We start from the raw sequence: 22842 nt of genomic DNA on the forward strand, positions 1-22842 counted from the left end.
CCCTCGCCCGTAGTCGCTGGCGGTGAGATCCTTGTCTGAGCTGGTCATGCTCGGAGTCGGCCTCATCCTCACCGTCGGAACGGGCCTTTTCGTTGCCAGTGAGTTCGCCCTGGTGAATCTCGACCGCGCCGACCTCGAAGCGCGCCGCGATCGCGGGGAGACCCGCCTCGCCCTGACCATCTCCGCTCTGAAAATCACCTCGACGCACCTGTCGAGCGCGCAGCTGGGTATCACCTTGACCACCCTGCTCACCGGCTACACAATCGAACCGGCCCTGTCGTCACTGCTGCGCGGCCCGCTCACCTCGATCGGCCTGCCCGTCGATCTTGTGCCGGTGTTCGGCGCCACGATCGCCATCTTGACGGCGACCCTCGTGTCGATGGTCATCGGTGAGCTGGTGCCGAAGAACTTCGCGCTGGCCCTGCCCATTCAGACCGCACGCCTGGTGCTTCCGTTCCAGACCGTGTTCACGACCGTTTTCAAACCGGCGGTGCTGGTGCTCAATAACAGCGCCAACGGTCTGCTGCGCTCTGTCGGCATCGAACCGAAGGAAGAGCTTTCTGGCGCCCGCACAGCCGAGGAACTCTCCTCACTCGTGCGCCGTTCGGCCAGCGCCGGACTGCTTGAAAAAGATACCGCCACGTTGCTGCACCGCACGCTGCTGTTCTCCGGGCATACGGCATCCGACGTTATGACACCGCGTCCGCGCGTGGCGAGCATCCACCGCACCGATTCGGCGCAGGCGGTCATCGACCTCACTCGTTCCACCGGTTATTCGCGCTTTCCCGTCTTCGACGAGAGCGTCGACGACGTCGTGGGCATCGTGCACGTCAAGCAGGCGGTGGCTGTGCCGCGCACGCGCCGAGCGGATGTTCCGGTGTCGGCCCTACAGACCGACCCGGTGCGTGTACCCGAAACCATGAAGCTCGACGACCTGCTCGGCGAGCTGCGCGCCCGCGGCTACCAGATGGCCATTGTCGTCGACGAGTACGGCGGAACCGGCGGCGTCGTCACCCTCGAGGACCTGGTCGAGGAATTGGTCGGCGAGGTGGCCGACGAGCACGACCGGGCCCGCGCGGGCGTCGTGCGCTCTCCCGACTCACTGACCTTTCCCGGCATGCTGCGGCCCGATGAACTGCTGGAACGCACGAGCGTCGTCGTGCCGGAGCAAGGCCCCTATGAGACCGTGGCCGGTTTTGTCATGAGTGAGCTGGGCCGCCTGCCCGTGATCGGTGATCGGGTACCGTTGCGCGGCGGCTTCCTCACCGTTGAGCGGCTGGAGGGGCGCCGGATCGACCGGCTGCGCTTCACTCCAGAGGCCGTGCCCAAACCCGTATCGGCTGTTGAGACCAAGTCCGATCGAAAGAATGTGGGCGACAAATGAGCGACTGGGCCGGACTTGCCTGGTTGGTCGTACTGCTTGCCGCCAACGCGTTCTTCGTCGGAGCGGAATTCGCCGTGATCTCGGCCCGTCGCTCGCAGATCGAACCGCTCGCCGAGGCCGGAAAGCGCAGCGCCAAAACTGCGCTGTGGGCGATGGAACACGCGACGCTCATGCTCGCCACGTCCCAGCTGGGGATCACAGTGTGCTCGCTGCTCATTCTGAACGTCTCAGAGCCGGCGATCCACCATCTGCTCGAGGTGCCGCTGGGTCTGACCGGCTTGCCGGACGCCTACACCGGCACGATCGCGTTCATTGTGGCGCTGCTCGTGGTTTCGTACCTGCACGTCGTGTTCGGTGAGATGGTTCCTAAGAACCTGTCATTTTCGGTGCCGGACCGCGCTGTGCTGCTGCTCGCGCCGCCGTTGGTGTTCGTCGCCCGCGTTTTCAAGCCGCTGATCGTCACCCTCAACGCCTGCGCCAACGGAGTATTGCGCCTGTTCGGGGTGCAACCCAAGAGCGAGGCGACGAGCGCGTACACCCTGGACGAAGTGGCGACGATCGTTACCCAGTCCACCCGCGAGGGGGTTCTCAGCGACGGAACCGGCGCGCTCAGCGCAGCGTTCGAGTTCACCAACCTCAAAGTGCGCGACGTGGCCGTCGGCCTCGGCAAGCTGGTCAGCCTGCCGGAGTCGGCCACGCCGGCCGACGTCGAGAAAGCCGTGACCCGCCACGGCTTCTCCCGCTACGTGCTCATCGATGCTGAAGGCTACCTCACCGGCTACGTGCACCTGAAAGACGTGCTCGACCTCGACGTGCCGTCGGCCTCGGCCGGTGCCGCAACGCTGGCTGAGCCCGACAGCTACGCGGGAGCGATCCCCGCCAAGCGCATCCGTACCTTGATTTCGATCTTCGAAGACACCGACCTCGAAGATGCCCTCGCCACCATGCGTCGTTCGGGAGCGCACCTTGCGCGGTCGTTCACCGCCGAGGGCGAGACCACCGGGGTGCTCTTTCTGGAGGACATCATCGAGGAGCTGGTCGGCGAAGTGCAAGACGCTACCCGCCGCGACTAAACCACCATCCCGGCCTGGGGCACGGGCGCACTCGAAAAGGCGGAGGCGGATCCGCGCGCAGATCGAAAACGACCTATCGTGGAGGCATGGTGAAACGGCGCGGCTGGCTCGAATGGGAGGCCGAACAAGCCCGCGACTGGATCTCGCGGCCCCAGGCCGGTGACGACAAATACTCGCGCGGCGTGCTCGGCGTGCGCACCGGTTCCAAGGAATACCCGGGGGCAGCGGTGCTCGGCGTTGACGCCGCCGTGCGCACCGGGCTCGGTATGGTGCGCTACCTCGGTCCGCGCCGCGCTGCAAACCTCGTACTCCAGCGCCGGCCCGAAATAGTCACCATGTCCGGTCGGGTGCAAGCCTGGCTGCTCGGCTCCGGCATGAATGCATCCACACGAACGGATACCGTCACGGCCGCCCTGGCGGCAGCCTTCGCCGAGGGCCTGCCCACCGTCGTCGACGCTGGCGCCCTGGACCTGGTCTCGCGGGCCATCGGACCGACGGTGATCACCCCGCACGCGGGCGAACTGGCCACGATGCTCGCGAATGAGACCAAGCCTGGCTCGGCCTCGCAGATTGCCGAGCACCCGGGGGAATGGGCTATTCGGGCCGCCTACCTGTTCGACGTGACGGTGCTGCTCAAGGGTGCCGTCACCCACATCGCCTCGCCGTCTGGCGCCCGCCTGACCGTGTCGATCGGGCCGGCCTGGCTGGCGACGGCCGGGTCTGGCGACGTGCTCGGCGGCATCCTCGGCGCGCTCCTGGCGACCCATTCCGACCAGCTCGAAACGGATTCTGCCTCCCTCGCCCCGCTCGCCGCCACCGCAGCCCTGCTACACGCCGAAGCTGCGATTCTCGCCTCAGCCGGCGGCCCGATCGCGGCCCTCGACATAGCGGATGCCGTACCGCGGGCTGTCGCCGCTCTGCTCGACCACGGAATCGACCCCGGTCAGCGTGTGGCCCGGTAGAACAGGACACGACGCGGCCGGTTGTGCCAAGGTGAAGCGTGCGAATTCACGACGAGACCCGCAGCGCCGCTCACACGCGGCCGGTGCTGCGGCATCCGCTCACCGTGTTGTGGTCGGCCTTCGTGATTGTGCACGTAGTGTTGATCCTTCTGGCCATGTTCGGGCCGGGGTATTCGCTCGGCGACGTCGAGGTGGTCTACCGCGGCTGGGCTGAGAATGCGTTTGCGGGTCGCATCGTCGGGATCACGGAGAATTTCGTCTATCCGTTGCTCGCCCTCGTGCCGATTGTCAGCGCGTTCGCTTTCGGAGGTACGGCCTACCTTGCCACCTGGTTCGCGGTCGTGACCGCGTTGAACGCCGGGGCCTTTGTCGTACTCGTTCGCTCGCACCGCGCGGTGGCCTGGTGGTGGCTGGCTTTTCTGGCGCTGCTCGGCCCCATTGCGCTCGCCCGAATTGACGCGATCACGGTGCCGCTGTGCATCGTCGCCCTGCTATGGCTGCGCCGCCGCCCATTCTGGGGCACGGCACTGCTCACGATCGCGACCTGGATCAAGATCTGGCCGGTCGCCGCGCTCGCCGCCCTGTTCGTGGCGTCGAAACGACGGTGGCGCATGGTCGGCGTTGCCGCCGCCGTCACCGCTGCGGTCGTCGCCGCGGCTGGAGCGCTCAGCCTGAGCCGCGGCAGCGGCATTCACGTGCTGAGTTTCGTGGCCGAACAAGCGGGCCGGGGGATCCAGATTGAATCGCCCGTCGCAGTGCCCTGGCTCTGGCAGACCGCACTGGGCGTGCCGGGTAGTTTCATCTATTACGACCACGAGATTCTCACGTTTCAGGTCGCCGGCGCTGGCACCACCGCAGTGAGCGCTCTGATGACCCCGTTGTTGGCCCTGGCCGCCGTCGCAGTGTTGCTGCTCGGCGTCCGCGCCCAGCGCCGGGGAACGTGCACTTTCGCGGTGCTACCGCCGCTGACGCTCGCGTTGACGGCGACGCTGATCGCGGTCAACAAGGTCGGTTCGCCGCAGTTCATCAGTTGGCTGGCCGCGCCGATCATTCTGGGACTGGCGGTGAACGGGCGAACCTGGCGAACGCCGGCGCTGCTCGGTCTGACGCTCGCCGCGCTCACCCAGCTCGTCTACCCCTATCTGTATGACGGGGTACTCAGGGCCAATCCGGTCATGGTGCTCGTGCTGACCGTGCGCAACCTGCTCGAGTTCGTGTTGCTCGGCTGGGCCCTGTGGGCGCTGTATCGACTCACACCAGCGCGGGGCGAACCCTCATCCGCTGATCGAAACCAAAATTTCACCAACAACCACCTCTAGGGAGCCACTATGCTCGTCGCATTTTCCGTTGCACCGTCCGTCGCCGCCGACTCGCAGGGATCGGTGCACGACGCGGTCGCTGCTGCCGTGCGTATCGTGCGAGACTCCGGCCTGCCCAATCACACCGATTCGATGTTCACCACGATCGAGGGCGACTGGGACGAGGTCTTTGCCGTCATCAAGGCCGCGACCGAGGCGGTGGGCGCGTTCGGGCCGCGCGTATCGCTGGTGCTGAAGGCCGATATCCGCCCAGGGCACACCGGTGAGCTCACCGGCAAGCTTGAGCGCCTCGAGACCGCCCTGGTTGACTGAATCTGGCGCGCGAACGAGCCGGGGTTTAGGCTTATTGCATGCCCCTCACTCCTGACGGGTCGACGCAGCTGTCGTCGACCCGAATTCGTCTTGCCCTGTTAGCGCTCGCTCTGGGTGGATTCGGTATCGGTGCGACCGAATTCGTGGCCATGGGTCTGCTGCCGAACCTCGCCTCCGACCTGCTGCCGGGACTCTACGCCAGCGCACCGGATGCCGCCAACGCGCAGGCGGGCTGGCTCATCTCGGCCTACGCCCTCGGTGTCGTCGTCGGCGCGCCGACGATCGCCGCGGCTGCAGCCCGCTGGCCGCGCAAACAGTTGTTGCTTGGCCTGCTGACCGCGTTCACCCTCGGCACCATCGCGTCGGCCCTGCTGCCCACCTTTGAGACCGTGCTGGCCGCTCGTTTCGTGGCCGGGCTGCCGCACGGCGCGTACTTCGGCATCGCCTCGCTCGTTGCCGCCCACCTGATGGGCCCGGGTAAGCGGGCCCGCGGCATCGCGATCGTGCTCGGCGGTCTGACCATCTCCAACGTCATCGGGGTGCCCACGATCACCTGGATCGGTCAGATGAGCGGATGGCGCGTCGCCTACCTCGTCGTCGCCGCTATTTTCGCGCTGACCTTCGTGGCCGTCGCCGTTTTCGTGCCGTTCCAGGCCGGCAACCCGAAAGCCACCATGCGCGCCGAGCTGCGGGCGTTTGGCAAATTGCAGGTCTGGATCACCCTGTCGATCGGCGCGATCGGCTTCGGCGGCCTGTTCGCCGTGTACACCTATGTGGCCCCCCTCGTTATCGAGATCACCGGGTTAGCCGCAGCAGCAGTGCCACTCATCCTGGTGGTCGTCGGCCTCGGCATGACAGCGGGCAACTTCGCCGGGGGAGCCCTGGCCGACTGGAGCGTGCGCCGCACAATGTACATCGCGTTCGGCGTGCTCATCCTCGCGCTCGTCACCCTGGGTTTGTCAGCACAGTTCTTGGCCGGGCTGCTGGTGGGGATGTTTCTGATCGGCGCTGCGGCATCCGCTTTGTCGCCGACTATCCAGGCCCGGCTGATGGATGTGGCGCACGAAAGCCAGTCGCTCGCGGCGGCGCTCAATCATTCCTCGCTCAACGTCGGCAACGCCCTCGGCGCGGCCCTCGGCGGGGTGGCCATCGCTGCGGGCCTCGGTTATCTCGCCCCGGTGTGGATCGGTGTTGGGCTCAGCGCGCTCGGCGTGCTGCTGACCGTGGTCACCTTCAGCATCGACCGCAGCCGTCGTCACCGTGGCCAGCACGTGCCGTACGGAACCCAGCTGATCCCCGTCGTCCGGCAGCGTCAACGCAACTGACCGGCCAGCATCGAAATGTTGGCCGGTCAGTGGTGAAGCGGATGCTGCGCGTTCAGTCCGTCTGCAGCAGGATGCCGTCGTGGATGGCGCGCTTGCGCAGCGCGACCTTCGTGCCCACGTCGTAACCGGCCAGGCGATACTTCTCGCGAATGCGTTTGAGGTAGCTCTTGGCGGTCTCTTCGGAGATGCCGAGCTGGTAGGCGACGGCCTTCACCGGCTCGCCGGCCCCGTAGAGCGCCATGACGCGGCGTTCCTGCGCGCTGAGGCGGGGCCCTTCGACGTTGTCGGTAGAGTTGAGTGCATAGTCGAGCTCGGCCGAGATGTACGACTTGCCGTTGTAGGCCGCGCGAATGGCGTCGACGATCATGCTCGCTTCCTCGCTTTTGACGAGGTAGCCCAAAGCGCCAGCGGCGAGGGCTTCGCGCACGAGGGCTGGCTCGGAGTAGGTGCTCATGAGCACTGTTTTCACCCCGGTCGTCCTGAGCGTGGAAATCTTCAGGGAAACCGGAATGTTGTCCTTGAGGTCGAGGTCGAGCAGGACGACATCGACCGGAAACTCGGGGTGAGTCAGCAGCTCGGGCCAGGTGGTCACCGCCGCCACCATCTCGATGTCGTCAGCTGCGCTTCGGATCCACTCGGTGAGTGCGCCGAGCAGCATCCTGTGGTCATCCACCAGGGCCAATCGGATGGGACGGTCTGTCGTCGTCATTTTCTGCCTCCTACTTCCTGCACACTATCGTCTAAATACCCAAAATTAGGCATCCGCGGGATTGTCCACGCTGCACTCGATGTCTACCCACAGACTTCCGGCCCGATTTGAGTCCACATGCGGGCCAACCGCACGAATTGCCTGCCAGGTTTCGGGATCGACACGCCGCCTGGACACCCCTGTTGTGGTCAATTCGATCGGAAAACGCACCTTTTTGTGCGGGAGTGCCCCATGTGTGGGGGCAATTGGTCCAAGGCGAAGCGAAATGGATGCTCCTGACCGTGCTGTATCCCCCATGAGGAGCCAAATTGTCAACAGCAGCCCATCGCGTTGCGGCGGGGAGAGCAGCCCGGCCAGGCCGGCGGGATCGCTGAGTGCGACAACCGGGCCGAGAAATTCACTCTCGGTGATGGCATGGTGCAGCCACGTTTCGGTGCGTCCTTCGATCAGGTGCAATCGAAGCTGGGTGGCCAGGGAAGCGGCCGTTGCCGCCGCCGACGGCGCGAGTGGCAGTGCGGTGCGGCCCTGCGCTACGTCGTCGAGCAGGGTCTCGGCATCGAGATCGAGCCGCGCCAACTGCTCGGAGGCGAGCATCCCGACCGCGAATCGCGGCTGGGAGACCGTGCTCTGCACCAGCACGAGATCGAGTTCGCGCTGCACCATGCGCCGAAAGGCCTGCACGATGCTCGCACCGACTAGCGGTGGCGCGACAGCGAGGGTGATGGAGAGAATGTCGGGGCCGAGGGTGAGCAGGTCCGTGCGCGTTTTGAACAGCGTCGCCGCGCTTATGACCAGACCGAGAGCCACCGCGGCCATGGTGATATCGCCGGTCTCTCGCAGCGTCACGATCGACAGGAGGAAAGCACCGACGGCGGGCGCCGCTGTGGGAAAGTCTCCCGCGCCACTCACTCCCCAGGATCCGGCCAGATCGAGCATCACCACGATCACACAGACTCCCAGGGAGGCTAGGAACAGCCAGAACGGCAGCCGGCACCCCAGTTTGCAGGCCGCGATATTCACGGCCATCGCGGTGGCCAGCAGAATGACCCAGGCCAGAACGCTCAGCACGGGGACCCGCGCTGGGTCCCAGTCGATGATCAACCGTGCGAGCAGGAACACAGCGATGAACGCCCCGCTGACGCTCATGCCGATACCCAGATGACGGGCGCCCAAACCGTTCCGGTCCGACCGAAAGACGGTGATGCGGCCGTCACCGCGCAGAATCGTGCGTGGAAAACGCAAGGGCAGCAGGTCAGCTCGGGTGCGCCGGCCCGCGGATGCCGGTGGCCAGCTGCGTTCGGAGGATCCGCCGAGCAGACGCAAACCGACACCGCGTGCCCGCGGGTGGGTTGCAATGGGTGCGGTGTCGTTGAACTGGTTCACTTCGGAACCTCCAGCACGACCGTGGTTCCGGCCCCGGGCGACGAGAACAGGCGGGCGTTGCCTCCGATATCCCGAAGCCGGGCGATGACCGATTCGGCGACGCCGAGCCGCTCAGAACCCACCTGGCCGAGATCGAAACCGACCCCGGTATCGGTGACCATCACGCGAACGGTGCTGTCGTCATCCGTTATCGTCACGTCGGCCTGGTCGACACCGGAGTGACGGCGCACGTTTTCGAGGCATTCTGAGAGGGCCAGGAGAAAGGAATCCAGAACGGTACTGTGCAGTTGTACCTGGCCGCTGCCGTGCCAGTTGACGGTGAGGCCCATGCGTTCAAAGCGTTGGCGCACAGCATCCAGGGTGTCGCCGAGAGTGAGCACCGACGCCGATTCCAGGCTGTAGACCCCGGAACGACGCGGCGTCGGCAGCCCGCCGAGGCGTAGCTGGCGCAGCAGCCGCGCGTCGTCACCGGCTTGTTTTTGCAGTGCGATCGGGCTCACCCCGACACCGGAGTGGGCGAGAAGGGTCAGCGTGGCGAGCACCGTGTCGTGCAACAGGCGGGCATCCTGGCGGCGCTGAGCCTCCAGCTCGCTCGCATGCCGCTCGGCCCGGTGGGCGCGGCCGATCGCGGCGATGCGATGCATCACCCGGGGCACGCTCTGCGCGATCCACCAGGAGGCGAGAGTGAATGACAGCCACATGGCCACGGTCAGGGCCAGCAACACCGTTCGGTCGGGAGCATCGACCGTCACGACAGCGACGCTGGTGACCGTGAGCGCGAAGAATGCCGCGAGCAGCATCAGCCGGCGGGGGCTGATCAGGAGCACGGCGGCCACCGCGCACATCGGCGCGGTGGAGACCATGCCGATGACACTTTCCTCGATTAAGTTCGGCGGAACGCCGGGATGGCTGGTGAAACCCACGATGAAGATGATCGCTTCCCCGCTGAGCAGGGTCAGAACGGCCCAGCGCAGCGCTCCGGTGCTTCCGAGCAGGTACTGGCCAGTGGCCATAAGTAGCACCAGCACGGCAGACCATAGGCGCGCGTCGGCCTCCAGACCGCCCGGTACCAGCACGCACGCCAGCGTTGTCGCCGAACCAACGAGCCCGCCTGTCTGCACCCCTCTTCGCAGGAGACGGTCGCGCTCCTTGATGATGCGTTGCATAGGTGCCTGTCCGGTTGCCGATGAAGGTGCTCTATCAGCACCATACCGGGCGACGCACACGTGGGTACGACTTAGCGCAACACCCGCTTGATCTGGGCTCCGATTGCCGCGTTCTCAATGAGGAAGCCATCGTGGCCGTAGCCGGACTCGAGGACCACCGCGGCGGGTCCATCGATATTGTTTGTCAGGTGCGCGGCGATCGTGCGCTGGCCATCGACGGGAAAGAGACGGTCGCTATCGATCCCGACGACGACCGAGTGGGCACTGATCCGGCCGAGGGCAGCCGCAACGCCGCCGCGTCCGCGACCGACATCGTGGGAGTTCATGGCTTCAACCAACACTATGTAGCTGTTGGCGTCGAAACGTCGAGTGAATTTGTTGCCATGAAAGTCGAGGTACGACTCCACGGCGAAACGGCCATTGGCGCCGAGCGGACTGATGCCGCTCTGCCAGCCACGGTCGAAGCGGGCGTTCAGCTCGGCCGGGCTTCGGTAGTTGAGCAGGGCCATTCTGCGAGCCAGGGCTAAACCGCGCGTCGGCCCGTCGCCGTCTGCTTCGTCGTAATAGTCGCCGGCACGAAACGCCGGGTCGGTGCGAATGGCCTCGATCTGCACCGAGTTGAGCGCGATCTGGTCGGCGGTCGTGATCGGTGGCGCGGCCAAAATGATCAGGCGGTCGACCCGGTCGGGGGTCTCGATCGCCCATTCGAGGGCGTGCATGCCGCCCATCGAACCGCCGATGACGGCCGCCCAGCGGTCAATGCCGAGCAGGTCGCTGAACACCCGCTGCGCACTGACCTGGTCGCGAATGGTCAGATAGGGAAAACGGATGCCCCACTCCACACCGTCGGGCGCAAGCGATGCCGGTCCGGTGCTGCCCTGGCAGCCGCCGAGCATATTCGGCGCCACGACGAACCATGAATCGGTGTCGATGGCGAGGCCGGGGCCGACGATGCCGTCCCACCAGCCGCCGGTCTCCTGCCCGGGGCCGGGCGCGCCAGCTACGTGGCTATCACCGGTGAGGGCATGGAGCACGAGCACGGCGTTGTCGCCGGTCGGGCTCAACGTGCCCCAGGTTTCATAGGCGAGGCGGGCCATCGGCAGGCTGCCGCCGGCCTCGAAAGTGAGTGGCCCGAGGTTGAGGAACTGGCGGTGGCCGACCGGGTCGCCGTCGCGCCAGGCGCCGGTCGCCGGAGGCTTGCCAAGCACCGAGCGCGCCTGGGCTTCGGTGATGAAGCTCGACGGGACCGTGTCTGCTGACGATTGCCATTCCATACAGATCTATTCTGGCGGTCCGATGAACAGCCCGGGCGCATGTTACGTCGTACGCCCGGGCGAAGAGCGATCGTCAGGCGTTGCTGCGGTCGCGCTTGACGACGTCGCGGGCTGCAGTCAGACCGGCCTCGAGGTCGGCTTTTAGATCGGCGACGTTCTCAATGCCCACGGAGAGCCGCACCAGGCCGGGCGTGACTCCGGCCGTGAGCTGCTGCTCAGGGGTCAGTTGGGCGTGCGTGGTCGACGCCGGGTGAATGACCAGGGAACGTACATCCCCGATGTTGGCGAGGTGGCTGAACAGGCTCAGGTTGTCGACGAGGGCGCGGCCGGCCGCGACTCCGCCCTTCAATTCGAACGAGAGCACAGCTCCGACGCCGAGTGGAGCGTACTTGTTGGCGGCGGCATACCAGGGGCTGGACGGCAGTCCGGCGTAGTTCACCGAGGCGATGTCATCGTGGTGGTCGAGCCATTCGGCGATGTCCTGGGCGTTCTGCACATGGCGTTCGATGCGCAGGCTGAGTGTTTCGATGCCCTGAATGAGCTGCCAGGCGCTGGCCGGGGCGATGGCGCTTCCGAGGTCGCGCAGCAGCTGTACGCGGGCCTTGATGATGTAAGCGATGCCGTCGCCGACCGCGGTGGTATAGCTCGCGCCGTGGTAAGACGGGTCGGGTTCGGTCAGTCCCGGAAACTTTTCGACGTTTTTCGACCACTCGAACGTGCCGCCGTCAACGAGTACGCCTCCGATGATGGCGCCGTGGCCGCCAAGAAACTTCGTTGCCGAGTGCACGATGATGTCGGCGCCGTGCTCAAACGGGCGAATCAGATAGGGCGTGGCAATCGTGTTGTCGACGATCAGCGGAATGCCGGCCGCGTGGGCAACATCCGCTACCAAACTGATGTCGAGCACGTTGATGCGCGGGTTGCCGATCGTCTCCGCGAAGAAGAGTTTGGTGTTGGGGCGCACCGCGCGCTGCCACTCATTCGCGTCATCCTGGTCTTCGACGAAGGTGGTTTCGATGCCGAGCTTGGCCAGGGTGTACTTGAACAGGTTGTAGGTTCCGCCGTAGATCGAACTCGACGACACGATGTGGTCGCCGACCTGAGCGATGTTCAAGACCGCGAAGGTGGATGCCGATTGGCCGCTGGACAGCAGCAGCGCCGCGGTTCCGCCCTCCAGCGCGGCCACGCGCTCTTCGACGACGGCCTGGGTGGGGTTCTGGATGCGGGTGTAGATGTTGCCGAACTCGGCCAGAGCGAACAGGTTCTGCGCGTGCTCGGCGCTGTTGAAGACATACGAGGTGGTCTGATAGATCGGGGTAGCGCGCGCGTTCGTGACCGGGTCGGGCCGGGCGCCGGAGTGAACCTGCTTGGTCTCAAACTTCCACGTTGAAGAATTGTCGGTCACAATAGCCTCCGGATTACTCAGCGCGGACTGTCCGGCCTCGCCCTGAGCCTATGAAGCCGCGAATGGCCGTGCAAGAGTGGGCGAAACACAACGTCACGTTGTCGAGGCGGTTAGGTGCGCTCGCGGCGTGGTCTCACGATCGTTCCGGTCGGCGGCGCTATGGATGTGCCAAACAGCCACCGGGCTTTCGGTTCGACGAAGGGCCGAGCCAGCCGTCGAACGAGGGGCGTCGACAGCAGGAAAGAGGTAGCCACGCTCAGCACGATCATGCCCGGCAATACCCACGCGGGCTGCGGCCCGTCGAGCACCCCCGTTTCGCGCAGCGGATACAACACGAAGGTGTGCAGCAGGTAGATGTACATCGTGGCCGTGCCGAGGTTGGTCACCCAGGTCGTGCGGCGCGGAATCAGCATGAGGAACGCCACAATGAGCGCACAGGCGAGCAGCATGACGGTCAAACGGATGCCGCCGGCCCAGAACTCGGAATACCCGAATATCGCGTACGCCTCGTCGTAGAGCAGGAATCGGCGCACCTGCACGGTGCGCAGGGTCCCGATGTTGAGCCCGATCAGCAGATACAGCAGGGCGAACAGCCCGATCGCCCCGGCCCGCCAACGCCAGATCAGGCCATCGCGCAGTTCAAGCCAGGCATCGGTCAACTTCCACTGGCGCAGCTTCCAGCCGAAGACGAAGAATGGCAGCAGCCCGAGGGCGCGGGACAGGGTGAACGTGCCGTCGATACTGGGCAGGTAGCCGGCCCCGATCGAGATGATAATGCTGATGATGAGGGGATAGCGCAAAAGCACGAGGTAGGGCAGGGCAATGCGCCAGAGCAACAGGGCGAGCAGAAACCACAGTGTCCAGCTCGCGGTGGAATAGTCCAGAACGAACTTGCCGCCGAGGATCCAGCGCAGCACCGTCCAGATTGTTTCGAAGATGACGTACGGAAAGATGATGTCGGTGAGCAGCCGGTGCAGCTGCCGTGCGTCTGGTGGTCCTGACTTGGCGAAGTAGCCGCTCACAGCCACGAAGACGGGTACGTGGAAGGCGTAAATGAACAGATACAGCGTGTACGCGACATCCGATTCGCCGATGAGTTTGAGAATCGCGTGGCCGATCAGCACGAGGGTGACCGCGACCCAGCGCGCGTTGTCCCAGAGTGGTACGCGACGCTTCTGTAGTGAAGTGGTGGTGTCCAGTGCGCTCATTGACACCATTCTCCCGCCACAATGGAGAAATGAGTACTCGACGAGTGGTTGTGACCGGAGCAAGTTCAGGAATTGGAGCAGCGACGGCACGCCTGTTCCGAGAGCATGGCTGGAACGTAGTGGGGGTCGCGCGGCGGGCGGACCGCCTCAAAACGCTGCAAGCCGAAACGGGGGCGGATGTCTTCACCGCCGACCTCACAGTGCAGGCGGATGTCGACGCCTTGCGTGACTACCTCGCGGGCAGCGGTCCGGTGCACGCCCTCGTCAACAATGCCGGCGGCGCCAAGGGTCTCGATTCGGTCGAGGCTGGCAGCATCGAAGACTGGGCCTGGATGTTCGAGATCAACGTGCTTGCCGTCAAGCGGGTCACCACGGCCATCCTGCCGCTGCTGCGCGCCGGCATCGACTCCGGGGCAGGGTCGGCCGATATTGTGACCGTCACGTCGATTGCGGGCCATGTCGCCTACCTCGGCGGTGGCGGCTACAACGCGGCCAAGTTCGCCGCGCACGCCATGACCGCAGTGCTGCGCCTCGAACTCTCCGGCGAGCCGATCCGGGTGATCGAGATCGCGCCGGGCATGGTCAAAACGGATGAGTTCGGTCTGGTTCGCTTTGACGGTGACGCCGACAAGGCTGTCGCGGCTTACGATAACGTGCCCGACCCGCTCTCGGCCGAGGACATCGCCGAGACCATCGTCGCAAGCGTTGAGCGGCCCGCGCACGTGAACCTCGACCTGATCGTGATCAAGCCGGTGGCCCAGGCTGCCACGACCCGCATCGCCCGTGGTCCTCTAAAAGTTCGGGAGTAGCAAGCAGCCAGCAGCGTTGCTAAAAAACGGGCTGGACAGGATCGTGAGATCCTGGCCAGCCCGTTCGTCAATGCGGGGGAGGGGCGGGGGTTAGTGCTCGACGGCCTTTTCCGCGCCGTGTCCGGTGAGTGAGCGTACGGCCATTTCGGCGGCGAGCTTCGGGCTCTCCTTCGTGGTGCTGGTGACCGATCCGAGCCAGCCCAGGAAGAATCCGAGTGGGATCGAAACGATGCCCGGGTTGCTCAGCGGGAAGAACGCAAAGTCGACACCTTCGCCGAACATGGAGGTGGGCGTGCCCGAGAACACCGGCGAGAAGATGATCAGCAGAACGGCTGAGGACAGTCCGCCATACATGCTCCAGACCGCGCCACGGGTCGTGAACCGACGCCAGAACAGCGAGTAGAGGATGGTCGGTAGGTTGGCGCTCGCCGCGACGGCGAAGGCCAGGGCCACCAGGAAGGCGATGTTCTGCCCCTGCACGCCGATACCGCCGGCGATGGCCAGAATTCCGATGACAACGACGGTACGGCGGGCGACCTTGACCTCGTCGTCAGGGTTTCCCTTGCCCTTCTTGATGACGGAGCCATAGATGTCGTGTGCGAAGCTCGTTGCTGCCGTGATCGTGATGCCGGCCACGACGGCCAGGATCGTCGCAAAGGCGATGGCCGAGATGAAGCCGAGCAGCAGCGGACCGCCGAGGGCGAGCGCGAGCAGTGGGGCTGCCGAATTCACTCCGCCTGGAGCGGCCTCGATGGTTTCCGCACCGACGAGCGACGCGGCACCGAAGCCGAGCACCAGGGTGAAGATGTAGAACGCGCCGATGAGCCAGATAGCCCAGACGACCGAACGACGAGCTTCCTTCGCGGTCGGAACCGTGTAGAAACGCATCAGCACGTGCGGCAGGCCGGCGGTGCCGAGCACCAGGGCGAGGGCGAGGGAGATGAAGTCGAGCGGGTTCGCGCCGTACTTCAGGCCCGGGGCCAGGATGTCTGCGCCGGCGGCGGAGACGGCAACCGCGCTGTCGAGCAGGTTCGACAGGCTGAAGCCGTTGATCGCGAGTACCCAGACGGTCATCGCGAACGCACCGATGATGAGCAGGAATGCCTTGACGATCTGCACCCAGGTGGTGCCCTTCATGCCGCCCACGAGTACGTAGACGATCATCAGGCCACCGACGACGGTCACCACGATGGACTGGCCGAGCTTGTCATTGATGCCGAGAAGCAGTGAGACGAGTCCGCCGGCACCGGCCATCTGGGCGAGCAGGTAGAAGAAGCAGACCGCCAGGGTGGTCGTTGCTGCTGCCATGCGCACGGGGCCCTGCTTCAATCGGAAGGAGAGCACGTCGGCCATGGTGAACTTGGCCGTGTTGCGCATGAGCTCGGCGACGAGCAAGAGGGCGACGAGCCAGGCCACGAGGAATCCGATGGAATACATGAAACCGTCGTAGCCGGTGACGGCGATCGCGCCGACGATGCCGAGGAACGACGCTGCTGAGAGGTAGTCTCCGGCGATGGCGAAACCATTCTGCGGCCCGGTGAAGGAGCGGCCACCCGCGTAATAATCTGCGGCGGTCTTGTTGTTGCGTCCCGAACGGATCACGATGATCAGCGTCACCGCCACAAAGGCGAGAAAGATCGAGATGTTGAGTACCGGGTTGTTTTCAACCGGTTTGACGGTTTCGGCCAGAATCTGCAAAGCGTTCATCGCTGTTCCATCCGCTCAAGTTCGCCGCGAAGTTCTTCGGTCAGGGGATCGATCTTGCGGTTGGCGAAGGTCACATAGCTCATCGTGATGATGAAGGTGGTGACGAACTGGCCGAGGCCGAGGAGCAGGCCGATGTTGATGCTGCCAAAGACCGGCGTCGCCATGAAATCGTGCAAATACGCCGCGGCGAGAACGTAGGCGATGTACCAGACCAGGAAGAAGATCGAGAGCGGCACGACGAATCGGTTGCGGGTCTTCTTCATGTGCAAAAACTGCGGCGTCTTCTCGTAGGCCTCGTAATCGATTGTGGACTTCGGTGGGGCGTCTTTCACTGCTTCACTCATGGGGCCTCCTTGCCTCAGGGATGGAAAATGCGGGTGTGGAAAAAAGTGCGGGCTCCCGTTGGGGGCGGAATGCTCGTGACCGGGTCAGGAAACGGATGCCGACAGCGCCCGTTTCAGATCGTCGAGAACGGTGGGGTCTTCGATGGTGGGAGGGATGGAATATTCTTCGCCATCGACGATTTGCCGAATGGTCTTACGAAGAATCTTGCCCGACCGCGTTTTGGGCAGCCGGTCGAGGATGGTGACGTCGCGAAACGCTGCGACCGGGCCGACGTGTTCCCGAACGAGGGCGACGAGTTCTGCGGCAAGTATGTCGTGATCGACAATACTGCCCGCTTTGAGGGTGACGAAACCCGCGGCACGCTGACCCTTGAGCGGGTCGTGCACGCCGAGTACGGCGCACTCGGCGACGGCAGGGTGCAGCGTGAGGACCTCTTCGAGGGAACCGGTCGAGAGCCGGTGCCCGGCAACGTTGATCACGTCATCGGTACGACCCATCACGAATAGGTAGCCGTCGGTATCGAAATGTCCGGAGTCGCCGGTGGCATAGTAGCCGGGAAAAGCGGTCAGGTAAGAACTCGTGAAACGGTCCTCGCTGCCCCAGACCCCGAGAAGTGTGCCGGGTGGCAGCGGAAGTCGGATGGCGATGTTGCCGTCCTTACCGATCTTCTCGATCGGTCGGCCCTGGGAATCGAGGATGGCGATGTCGTACCCGGGCACCGGAACCGTGGCCGAGCCCGGTTTGGTCGGCAACTCTTCGATGCCGAGCAGGTTGGCGCAGATTGGCCACCCTGTCTCGGTCTGCCACCAATGGTCGACGACCGGGCAGTGCAACCCATCGTTGGCCCAGTGGAAGGTTTCGGGGTCGAGGCGTTCTCCGGCCAGGAACAGGCTGGTCAGGCTGGACACGTCGTGGTTCTTCAGTTCGAGCAGGTCAGGGTCGACGCGACGGATGGCTCGAATGGCCGTTGGAGCGGTGAATAGCACCTTCACTTTGTACTCGTCGACGACACGCCAGAAAGCCCCGGCATCGGGGGTGCCGATGGGCTTGCCCTCGTAAATCACCGTGGTAGCGCCGGCCAGAAGGGGTGCATAGACGATGTAGGAGTGGCCGACCACCCAGCCGACATCGGAAGCGGTCCAATACACGTCGCCGTAGCCCACGTTGTACACATTGCGCATCGACCAGTTCAGGGCGACAGCGTGGCCGCCGTTGTCGCGAATGATGCCCTTGGGCTTTCCGGTCGTGCCGGATGTATAGAGGATGTACAGCGGATCCTCGGACCGCCGGGCGACCGGGTCAGCCGGCGCGGCTTTGGCCTCCTCGTCGGCCCAGTCCAGCCACACGGTATCCGTGGAACCGTCGTGGTAGTCCGCAGCCGAGCCGGGAACACTCTCTCGGTCCCGCACGATGACCGTGTGCACCGAGCCCTGGCTCAGGGAGATGGCCTTCTCGACGAGCGGCAGGTATTCAACAATGCGGCCGGGTTCGAGACCACCGGATGCCGTGACGATGACACTGGGACGGGCGTCATCGATGCGCACGGCGAGTTCCGTCGCGGCGAAACCGCCGAAGACAACGGAGTGCACCGCTCCGATGCGAGCGCAGGCGAGCATGGCGACGACGGCTTCGGGGATCATCGGCAGGTAGATGATGACCCGGTCGCCGGTACCGACGCCGTTGGCGCGAAGGACGCCGGCGAATTTGGCGACCCGACCGAGCAGGTCGAGGTAGCTGAGCTGTATGCGGGTGCCGGTCATTGCGGAGTCGTAGATCAATGCCGTCTGGGCGCCTCGCCCCGCGAGAACGTGTCGATCGAGAGCGTTGTAGCTCGTGTTGAGTGTGCCCCCCGGAAACCAGCTTCCGGTCGCCGTGCCGTCAACGGCGAGGGCACTCGTCGGTTGCGTGATCCACTCGATGCCGGCGGCAGCTTCCAACCAGAAGTCCTCCGGCGACGAAATGCTGCGTCGCCAAGCCTCCCGGTAGCCCGCACCTGATTCGCCGTTCATGTAAACCTTCTCCATCGAAGTTTCTCTGTATACAAAGAGTGCTTGAAGTATTGCATATAACCCAGCAAGGTGGAATAGGATCACATTTGTGTATACAGAAACCGCAATGTTGAGGTTGGGCGCACCGCTTCGGGCTAGCGAGCGGGCGTACCGTCAGCTGCGCGGAGAGATTCTCAATGGCCTCCTCGCCCCCGGTGCCGCCCTGCTCGAAGTCGAACAGGCTGAGCGCATTGGCGTATCCCGCACTCCCTTGCGCGAAGCGGTGGCCCGATTGATCGCCGACGGCCTTGTCGTGGGTCGCCGTGGTCGTGGCTTCGAGGTGACCGACATCTCCGTTGACAGTATCTCCGAACTGTACGAACTGCGCCAGGCGCTCGAGGTGCAGGCCATTCGTCTGGCTGCCACTCGGCGCGAGCCCGCACCTTTTCAAGAACTCCGCGAGGCATTCGTGACTGCCCCTGAGCTTCTGGATCAGGGCGATCTTGGTGTGCACCGCTACTACGCGCTCATCGACGAATTCGAAGACGCCGTCGATGCGGCCGTTGAAAATCCTTTTCTGGTCGGCGCCCTGCGCGCCGTACGCACCCACCTGGCCCGAATCCGTCGGCTGGCCCGAAGCAACCCTCGGCGGCTTCGTGCCGCAGCCGCCGAGCACCTGCTGATCATCGACGCCATTATTGCTGGCGATCCGTCGCTGGCAGCCCATGCCACCCATATCCATCTTCACCAAAGCCTCTTGAGCGTCCTCGCGGCGATCAAAGAGGACTCGGAACGGTAGTCGATCAACGACTCCGGCCGACCAACGAAGGGACCCACCGTGCAGCAGCACCATGTTCGAGTTCACAAGAGCGACGAGAATCTGGCCCGCGAGGACCAGCTGGCTTGGAAGATCGCCGAGGTCGCCGCCGACCCCGCCGCAGTCTCTGCGGAAGTAACCGAAATGGTCATCAACCGGGTGATCGATAATGCCTCCGTGGCTGCGGCCAGCCTGACCCGGCGCCCGGTGATCGCTGCTCGCTCGCAGGCGCTGGCGCACCCGCGTTCCAACGGTGGTGATGGCGCAACCGTATTCGGCCTCGCGCCGGCACGCCGAGTTTCCCCGGAGTGGGCCGCCTGGGCTAATGGCGTCGCCGTTCGTGAACTCGACTACCACGACACTTTTCTGGCCGCCGAATATTCCCACCCGGGCGACAACATCCCACCGATCACGGCCGTCGCCCAGCACCTCGCCGCGCCGCGCGGCCTGACCGGCAGCGACCTGATTCGCGGCATCGCCACCGGCTACGAGATCCAGATCGACCTGGTGAAATCGATCAGCCTGCACGAGCACAAAATCGACCACGTTGCCCATCTCGGCCCGTCGGTCGCCGCCGGCATCGGCACACTGCTCGGCCTCGACAAGGAGATCATCTTTCAGGCCGTCGGCCAGGCGCTGCACACCACGACCGCCACCCGTCAATCGCGCAAGGGCGAAATCTCCTCCTGGAAGGCCCACGCGCCGGCATTCGCCGGAAAGATGGCCGTCGAAGCCGTCGACCGAGCGCTGCGCGGTGAGACCAGCCCGACCCCGATCTACGAGGGCGAAGACGGCGTCATCGCCTGGCTGCTCGACGGACCAGACGGCTCCTACGACGTGTCGCTGCCAGCCGCCGGCAGCATCAAACGCGCCATTCTCGACAGCTACACCAAGGAGCACTCGGCCGAGTACCAGGCGCAGGCCTGGATCGACCTCGCTCGCAGGCTGCACCACGAGCACCCCGAATTGCTCGTGGCCGGCGCGATTAAGAGCATCGTCATCCACACCAGCCACCACACGCACTACGTGATCGGCTCCGGCGCCAACGACCCGCAGAAGTACGACCCCACCGCGAGCCGCGAAACCCTCGACCACTCCATTCCCTATATTTTCACGGTGGCCCTGCAGGACGGAACCTGGAACCACGTCGACTCCTACAGCCCCGAGCGTGCCGGCCGCCCCGACACCATCGCGCTGTGGAACACCGTCACGACGACTGAAGACCCGGAATGGACGCGTCGCTACCACTCCCTCGATCCGGCCGAAAAGGCATTCGGCGGTCGCGTCGAAATCGAACTCAGCAATGGAACCCGTCTGGTTGACGAGATCGCCGTCGCCGACGCGCATCCGCTCGGCGCTCGACCCTTCGCTCGCGCGGAGTACATCAACAAGTTCCGCACGCTGGCCGCGCCGGTAATGGAGGAGTTCGAGATCGAACGGTTCCTCACCCTGGCCCAGCGCCTGCCAGAGCTTGGCGCCGCCGAACTCGGTGGCCTGACCATCGTGGCCAAGCCGGGACTGCTCAGAACCCTTGCCACTCCGAATGGAATCTTCTAATGCTGTACGCCAGCGTGACGGCAGCCGACAAGCGCATCGCGCTCAAGGCCGGCCTGACCAGCGGAAAGATTCTGCGCTACCCCGGCGCGTTCAACCCGCTCTCGGCCAAGCTCATCCAGCAGAAGGGTTTCGAGGGCGTCTACATTTCGGGCGCGGTGCTCTCGGCCGACCTCGGCCTGCCCGACATCGGCCTGACCACTCTTACCGAGGTGGCCGGACGGTCGCAGCAGATCGCCCGTATGACCGACCTGCCGGCCATCGTCGATGCCGACACCGGTTTCGGCGAGCCGATGAACGTGGCGCGCACGATTCAGACCCTCGAAGACGCGGGACTTGCCGGCATGCACATCGAGGACCAGATCAACCCGAAACGTTGCGGCCACCTCGATGGCAAGCAGGTCGTGGACGCCGACACCGCGATCAAGCGCATCCGCGCCGCTGTCGATGCGCGCCGGGACGCGAACTTTCTCGTGATGGCGCGCACCGATATCCGTGCCGTTGACGGGTTGGACGCCGCCGTTACCAGGGCCAAGCAGCTGCAGGATGCCGGGGCCGACGCGATCTTCCCCGAGGCGATGGGCAGCCTGGCCGAGTTCGAAACAATTCGGGCAGCCGTGTCGGTGCCGATCCTGGCGAACATGACCGAGTTCGGCAAGGGCGAGTTGTACACGGTGCAGCAGCTTGAGAATGTGGGAATGAACCTGGTGATCTTTCCGGTGTCGTTGCTGCGCCTGGCGATGGGGGCGGCGGCGCGTGGACTCGACGCGATCGAGCAGACGGGCTCGCTCACCACGATGCTGCCCGAGATGCAGCACCGGGCCGACCTGTACGAGTTGCTCGATTATGCCTCGTACAGTCAGTTCGATTCGGGTATCTTCGATTTCACCCTGAACCCGCACATTTCCACGCCCAGTTCGGCGCAAGGTCTGAAGGAGCACAATGTCTGACACCGAAACACTGCCACACGTCACTCCGCACATTTACAAGGGCCTGACCGGTGTCGTCGTCGACACGACCGCGGTCTCCAAGGTCAATCCGGAGACCAACTCACTGCTCTACCGGGGCTATCCGGTGCAGGAGCTCGCGGCCAAGAAGAGCTTCGAAGAGGTCGCCTACCTGCTTTGGCACGGCGAACTACCTGACGAGCAGCAGCTCGCCGACTTCGAGGCGCTCGAACGGTCGCTGCGGCACCTCAGCCCGGTGATCAAGCGCATCATCGACGAGCTGCCGCTTACCGCGCACCCGATGGATGTGGTGCGCACCGCGGTGAGCGTCATCGGTGCGAGCGACCCGGACACCGAGAACCCCTCGCCGGAATCCGACCTCGCCAAGTCGATTCGCCTGTTCGCCCAGCTGCCCGCGATCGTTTCCTACGACCAACGCCGCCGCCACGGGCTCGATCTGGTCGAACCGCGCGACGACCTCGGCTATTCGGCGAACTTTCTGCACATGGCCTTCGGTGAGGTGCCGGAGCTTGTCGTCGTCAACGCCTTCGACGTGTCGATGATTCTCTACGCCGAGCACTCCTTCAACGCGTCCACGTTCACCGCGCGGGTCATCACCTCGACCCTGTCCGATTTGTACTCGGCCGTGACCGGTGCGGTCGGGGCGCTCAAGGGAGCCCTGCACGGCGGTGCCAATGAAGCCGTCATGCACACCTTCACCGAGATCGGTCTCGGCAGCGGCGCGGCCGAGCGGGCCGAACCGTGGCTGGCCCAGGCGCTCGCCGAGAAGCGCAAGATCATGGGTTTCGGGCACCGCGTCTACAAGAGTGGCGACTCGCGGGTTCCGACGATGCGTGCCTCGCTCGTCTCCCTGGTCGACCATTACCAGAAGCCGGAACTGCTCGAACTGTACGAAGCCCTCGAGACGGCCATGACGACGCGCAAGGCGATTCTGCCCAACCTCGACTACCCGTCGGGGCCCGCCTACCACCTCATGGGCTTCGATACCCTCACCTTCACGCCGATCTTCGTCGCAGCGCGCATCACCGGGTGGACCGCGCACATCATGGAGCAGAAGAAGAGCAACGCGCTCATTCGCCCGCTGTCTGCCTACGACGGCGTCGACCAGCGGCAGGTTGTGTAGCGTTCTATTCT

Annotated in this window: 20 protein-coding genes; 11 read left to right on the forward strand and 9 right to left on the reverse strand. The window is 64.7% G+C overall.

The features are described from left to right. Positions 1-46: 46 nt before the first annotated feature. The 6 genes from CXY74_RS04455 to CXY74_RS04480 all read left to right on the forward strand — a co-directional run bounded on the left by CXY74_RS04455 (position 47) and on the right by CXY74_RS04480 (position 6375). On the forward strand, positions 47-1384 hold the full coding sequence (locus tag CXY74_RS04455) for a hemolysin family protein (protein ID WP_104199416.1): 1338 nt from the start codon (positions 47-49) through the stop codon (positions 1382-1384). Continuing rightward, positions 1381-2457: a hemolysin family protein gene (locus CXY74_RS04460; RefSeq protein WP_104199317.1), complete on the forward strand. Its 1077-nt coding sequence runs from the start codon at positions 1381-1383 to the stop codon at positions 2455-2457. Before CXY74_RS04455 ends, CXY74_RS04460 begins: the two co-directional genes overlap by 4 nt. 86 nt (positions 2458-2543) lie before the next feature. Continuing rightward, positions 2544-3419, forward strand: coding sequence for an ADP/ATP-dependent (S)-NAD(P)H-hydrate dehydratase (locus tag CXY74_RS04465; protein WP_104199318.1), 876 nt, complete (start codon positions 2544-2546; stop codon positions 3417-3419). 38 nt (positions 3420-3457) lie between these two features. Further along, positions 3458-4738, forward strand: coding sequence for a glycosyltransferase family 87 protein (locus CXY74_RS04470; protein WP_199183141.1), 1281 nt, complete (start codon positions 3458-3460; stop codon positions 4736-4738). A gap of 9 nt (positions 4739-4747) precedes the next feature. Then, complete coding sequence (locus CXY74_RS04475) at positions 4748-5050, forward strand: thiamine-binding protein (RefSeq protein ID WP_104196628.1); 303 nt, start codon at positions 4748-4750, stop codon at positions 5048-5050. Between the two features lie 38 nt (positions 5051-5088). Next, entirely contained in the window at positions 5089-6375 is a 1287-nt protein-coding gene (locus CXY74_RS04480; RefSeq protein WP_104199319.1) for an MFS transporter, read from the forward strand. Between the two features lie 52 nt (positions 6376-6427). Here the strand turns inward: CXY74_RS04480 and CXY74_RS04485 are convergent, their stop codons facing one another. The 6 genes from CXY74_RS04485 to CXY74_RS04510 form a co-directional block, all read right to left on the reverse strand. Next, the gene (locus CXY74_RS04485) at positions 6428-7084 is read right to left on the reverse strand and encodes a response regulator transcription factor (RefSeq protein ID WP_104127064.1); all 657 of its coding nucleotides are present in this window, start codon (positions 7082-7084) and stop codon (positions 6428-6430) included. Positions 7085-7129: 45 nt separating this feature from the next. Then, positions 7130-8467 (reverse strand): hypothetical protein, encoded by a 1338-nt coding sequence (locus CXY74_RS04490; RefSeq protein ID WP_104199320.1) that lies wholly within the window; start codon positions 8465-8467, stop codon positions 7130-7132. After that, positions 8464-9633 (reverse strand): sensor histidine kinase, encoded by a 1170-nt coding sequence (locus CXY74_RS04495; protein ID WP_104199321.1) that lies wholly within the window; start codon positions 9631-9633, stop codon positions 8464-8466. Before CXY74_RS04495 ends, CXY74_RS04490 begins: the two co-directional genes overlap by 4 nt. A 71-nt stretch (positions 9634-9704) precedes the next feature. Beyond that, entirely contained in the window at positions 9705-10907 is a 1203-nt protein-coding gene (locus tag CXY74_RS04500) for a homoserine O-acetyltransferase (RefSeq protein ID WP_104199322.1), read from the reverse strand. A 73-nt stretch (positions 10908-10980) separates the two neighbouring features. Continuing rightward, positions 10981-12312: a bifunctional o-acetylhomoserine/o-acetylserine sulfhydrylase gene (locus CXY74_RS04505; protein ID WP_104199323.1), complete on the reverse strand. Its 1332-nt coding sequence runs from the start codon at positions 12310-12312 to the stop codon at positions 10981-10983. Positions 12313-12422: 110 nt separating this feature from the next. Beyond that, positions 12423-13520, reverse strand: a complete 1098-nt coding sequence (locus CXY74_RS04510; RefSeq protein ID WP_104199324.1) for an acyltransferase family protein — start codon at positions 13518-13520, stop codon at positions 12423-12425. A 29-nt stretch (positions 13521-13549) separates the two neighbouring features. Here CXY74_RS04510 and CXY74_RS04515 point away from each other — a divergent pair, with 29 nt between their 5' ends. Next, complete coding sequence (locus CXY74_RS04515) at positions 13550-14329, forward strand: SDR family NAD(P)-dependent oxidoreductase (RefSeq protein ID WP_199183142.1); 780 nt, start codon at positions 13550-13552, stop codon at positions 14327-14329. Between the two features lie 90 nt (positions 14330-14419). Here the strand turns inward: CXY74_RS04515 and CXY74_RS04520 are convergent, their stop codons facing one another. From CXY74_RS04520 to CXY74_RS04530, 3 genes are all read right to left on the reverse strand, one after another. Beyond that, entirely contained in the window at positions 14420-16036 is a 1617-nt protein-coding gene (locus CXY74_RS04520) for a cation acetate symporter (RefSeq protein WP_104199326.1), read from the reverse strand. Beyond that, positions 16033-16380, reverse strand: a complete 348-nt coding sequence (locus CXY74_RS04525; protein WP_104199327.1) for a DUF485 domain-containing protein — start codon at positions 16378-16380, stop codon at positions 16033-16035. The genes CXY74_RS04520 and CXY74_RS04525 overlap by 4 nt, the downstream gene beginning before the upstream one ends. 84 nt (positions 16381-16464) lie before the next feature. Next, positions 16465-18390 (reverse strand): AMP-binding protein, encoded by a 1926-nt coding sequence (locus CXY74_RS04530; protein WP_104199418.1) that lies wholly within the window; start codon positions 18388-18390, stop codon positions 16465-16467. A gap of 106 nt (positions 18391-18496) precedes the next feature. On the opposite strand from CXY74_RS04530, the gene CXY74_RS04535 reads away from it, so the two are divergent. From CXY74_RS04535 to CXY74_RS04550, 4 genes are read left to right on the forward strand one after another with little or no spacing between them, the layout of a single operon-like run. Continuing rightward, complete coding sequence (locus CXY74_RS04535) at positions 18497-19168, forward strand: GntR family transcriptional regulator (RefSeq protein ID WP_104199328.1); 672 nt, start codon at positions 18497-18499, stop codon at positions 19166-19168. Positions 19169-19207: 39 nt separating this feature from the next. Continuing rightward, positions 19208-20743 carry an MmgE/PrpD family protein gene (locus tag CXY74_RS04540; protein WP_104199329.1) on the forward strand — a complete coding sequence of 512 codons (1536 nt, stop codon included), beginning with the start codon at positions 19208-19210 and terminating at the stop codon, positions 20741-20743. Further along, entirely contained in the window at positions 20743-21690 is a 948-nt protein-coding gene (gene prpB / locus CXY74_RS04545; RefSeq protein ID WP_104199330.1) for a methylisocitrate lyase, read from the forward strand. Before CXY74_RS04540 ends, prpB begins: the two co-directional genes overlap by 1 nt. Next, positions 21683-22831: a bifunctional 2-methylcitrate synthase/citrate synthase gene (locus CXY74_RS04550; protein WP_104199331.1), complete on the forward strand. Its 1149-nt coding sequence runs from the start codon at positions 21683-21685 to the stop codon at positions 22829-22831. The genes prpB and CXY74_RS04550 overlap by 8 nt, the downstream gene beginning before the upstream one ends. The last annotated feature ends 11 nt before the right edge of the window (positions 22832-22842 follow it).

This window comes from Cryobacterium sp. Y29 (assembly GCF_002929825.1).
Lineage (GTDB): Bacteria > Actinomycetota > Actinomycetes > Actinomycetales > Microbacteriaceae > Cryobacterium.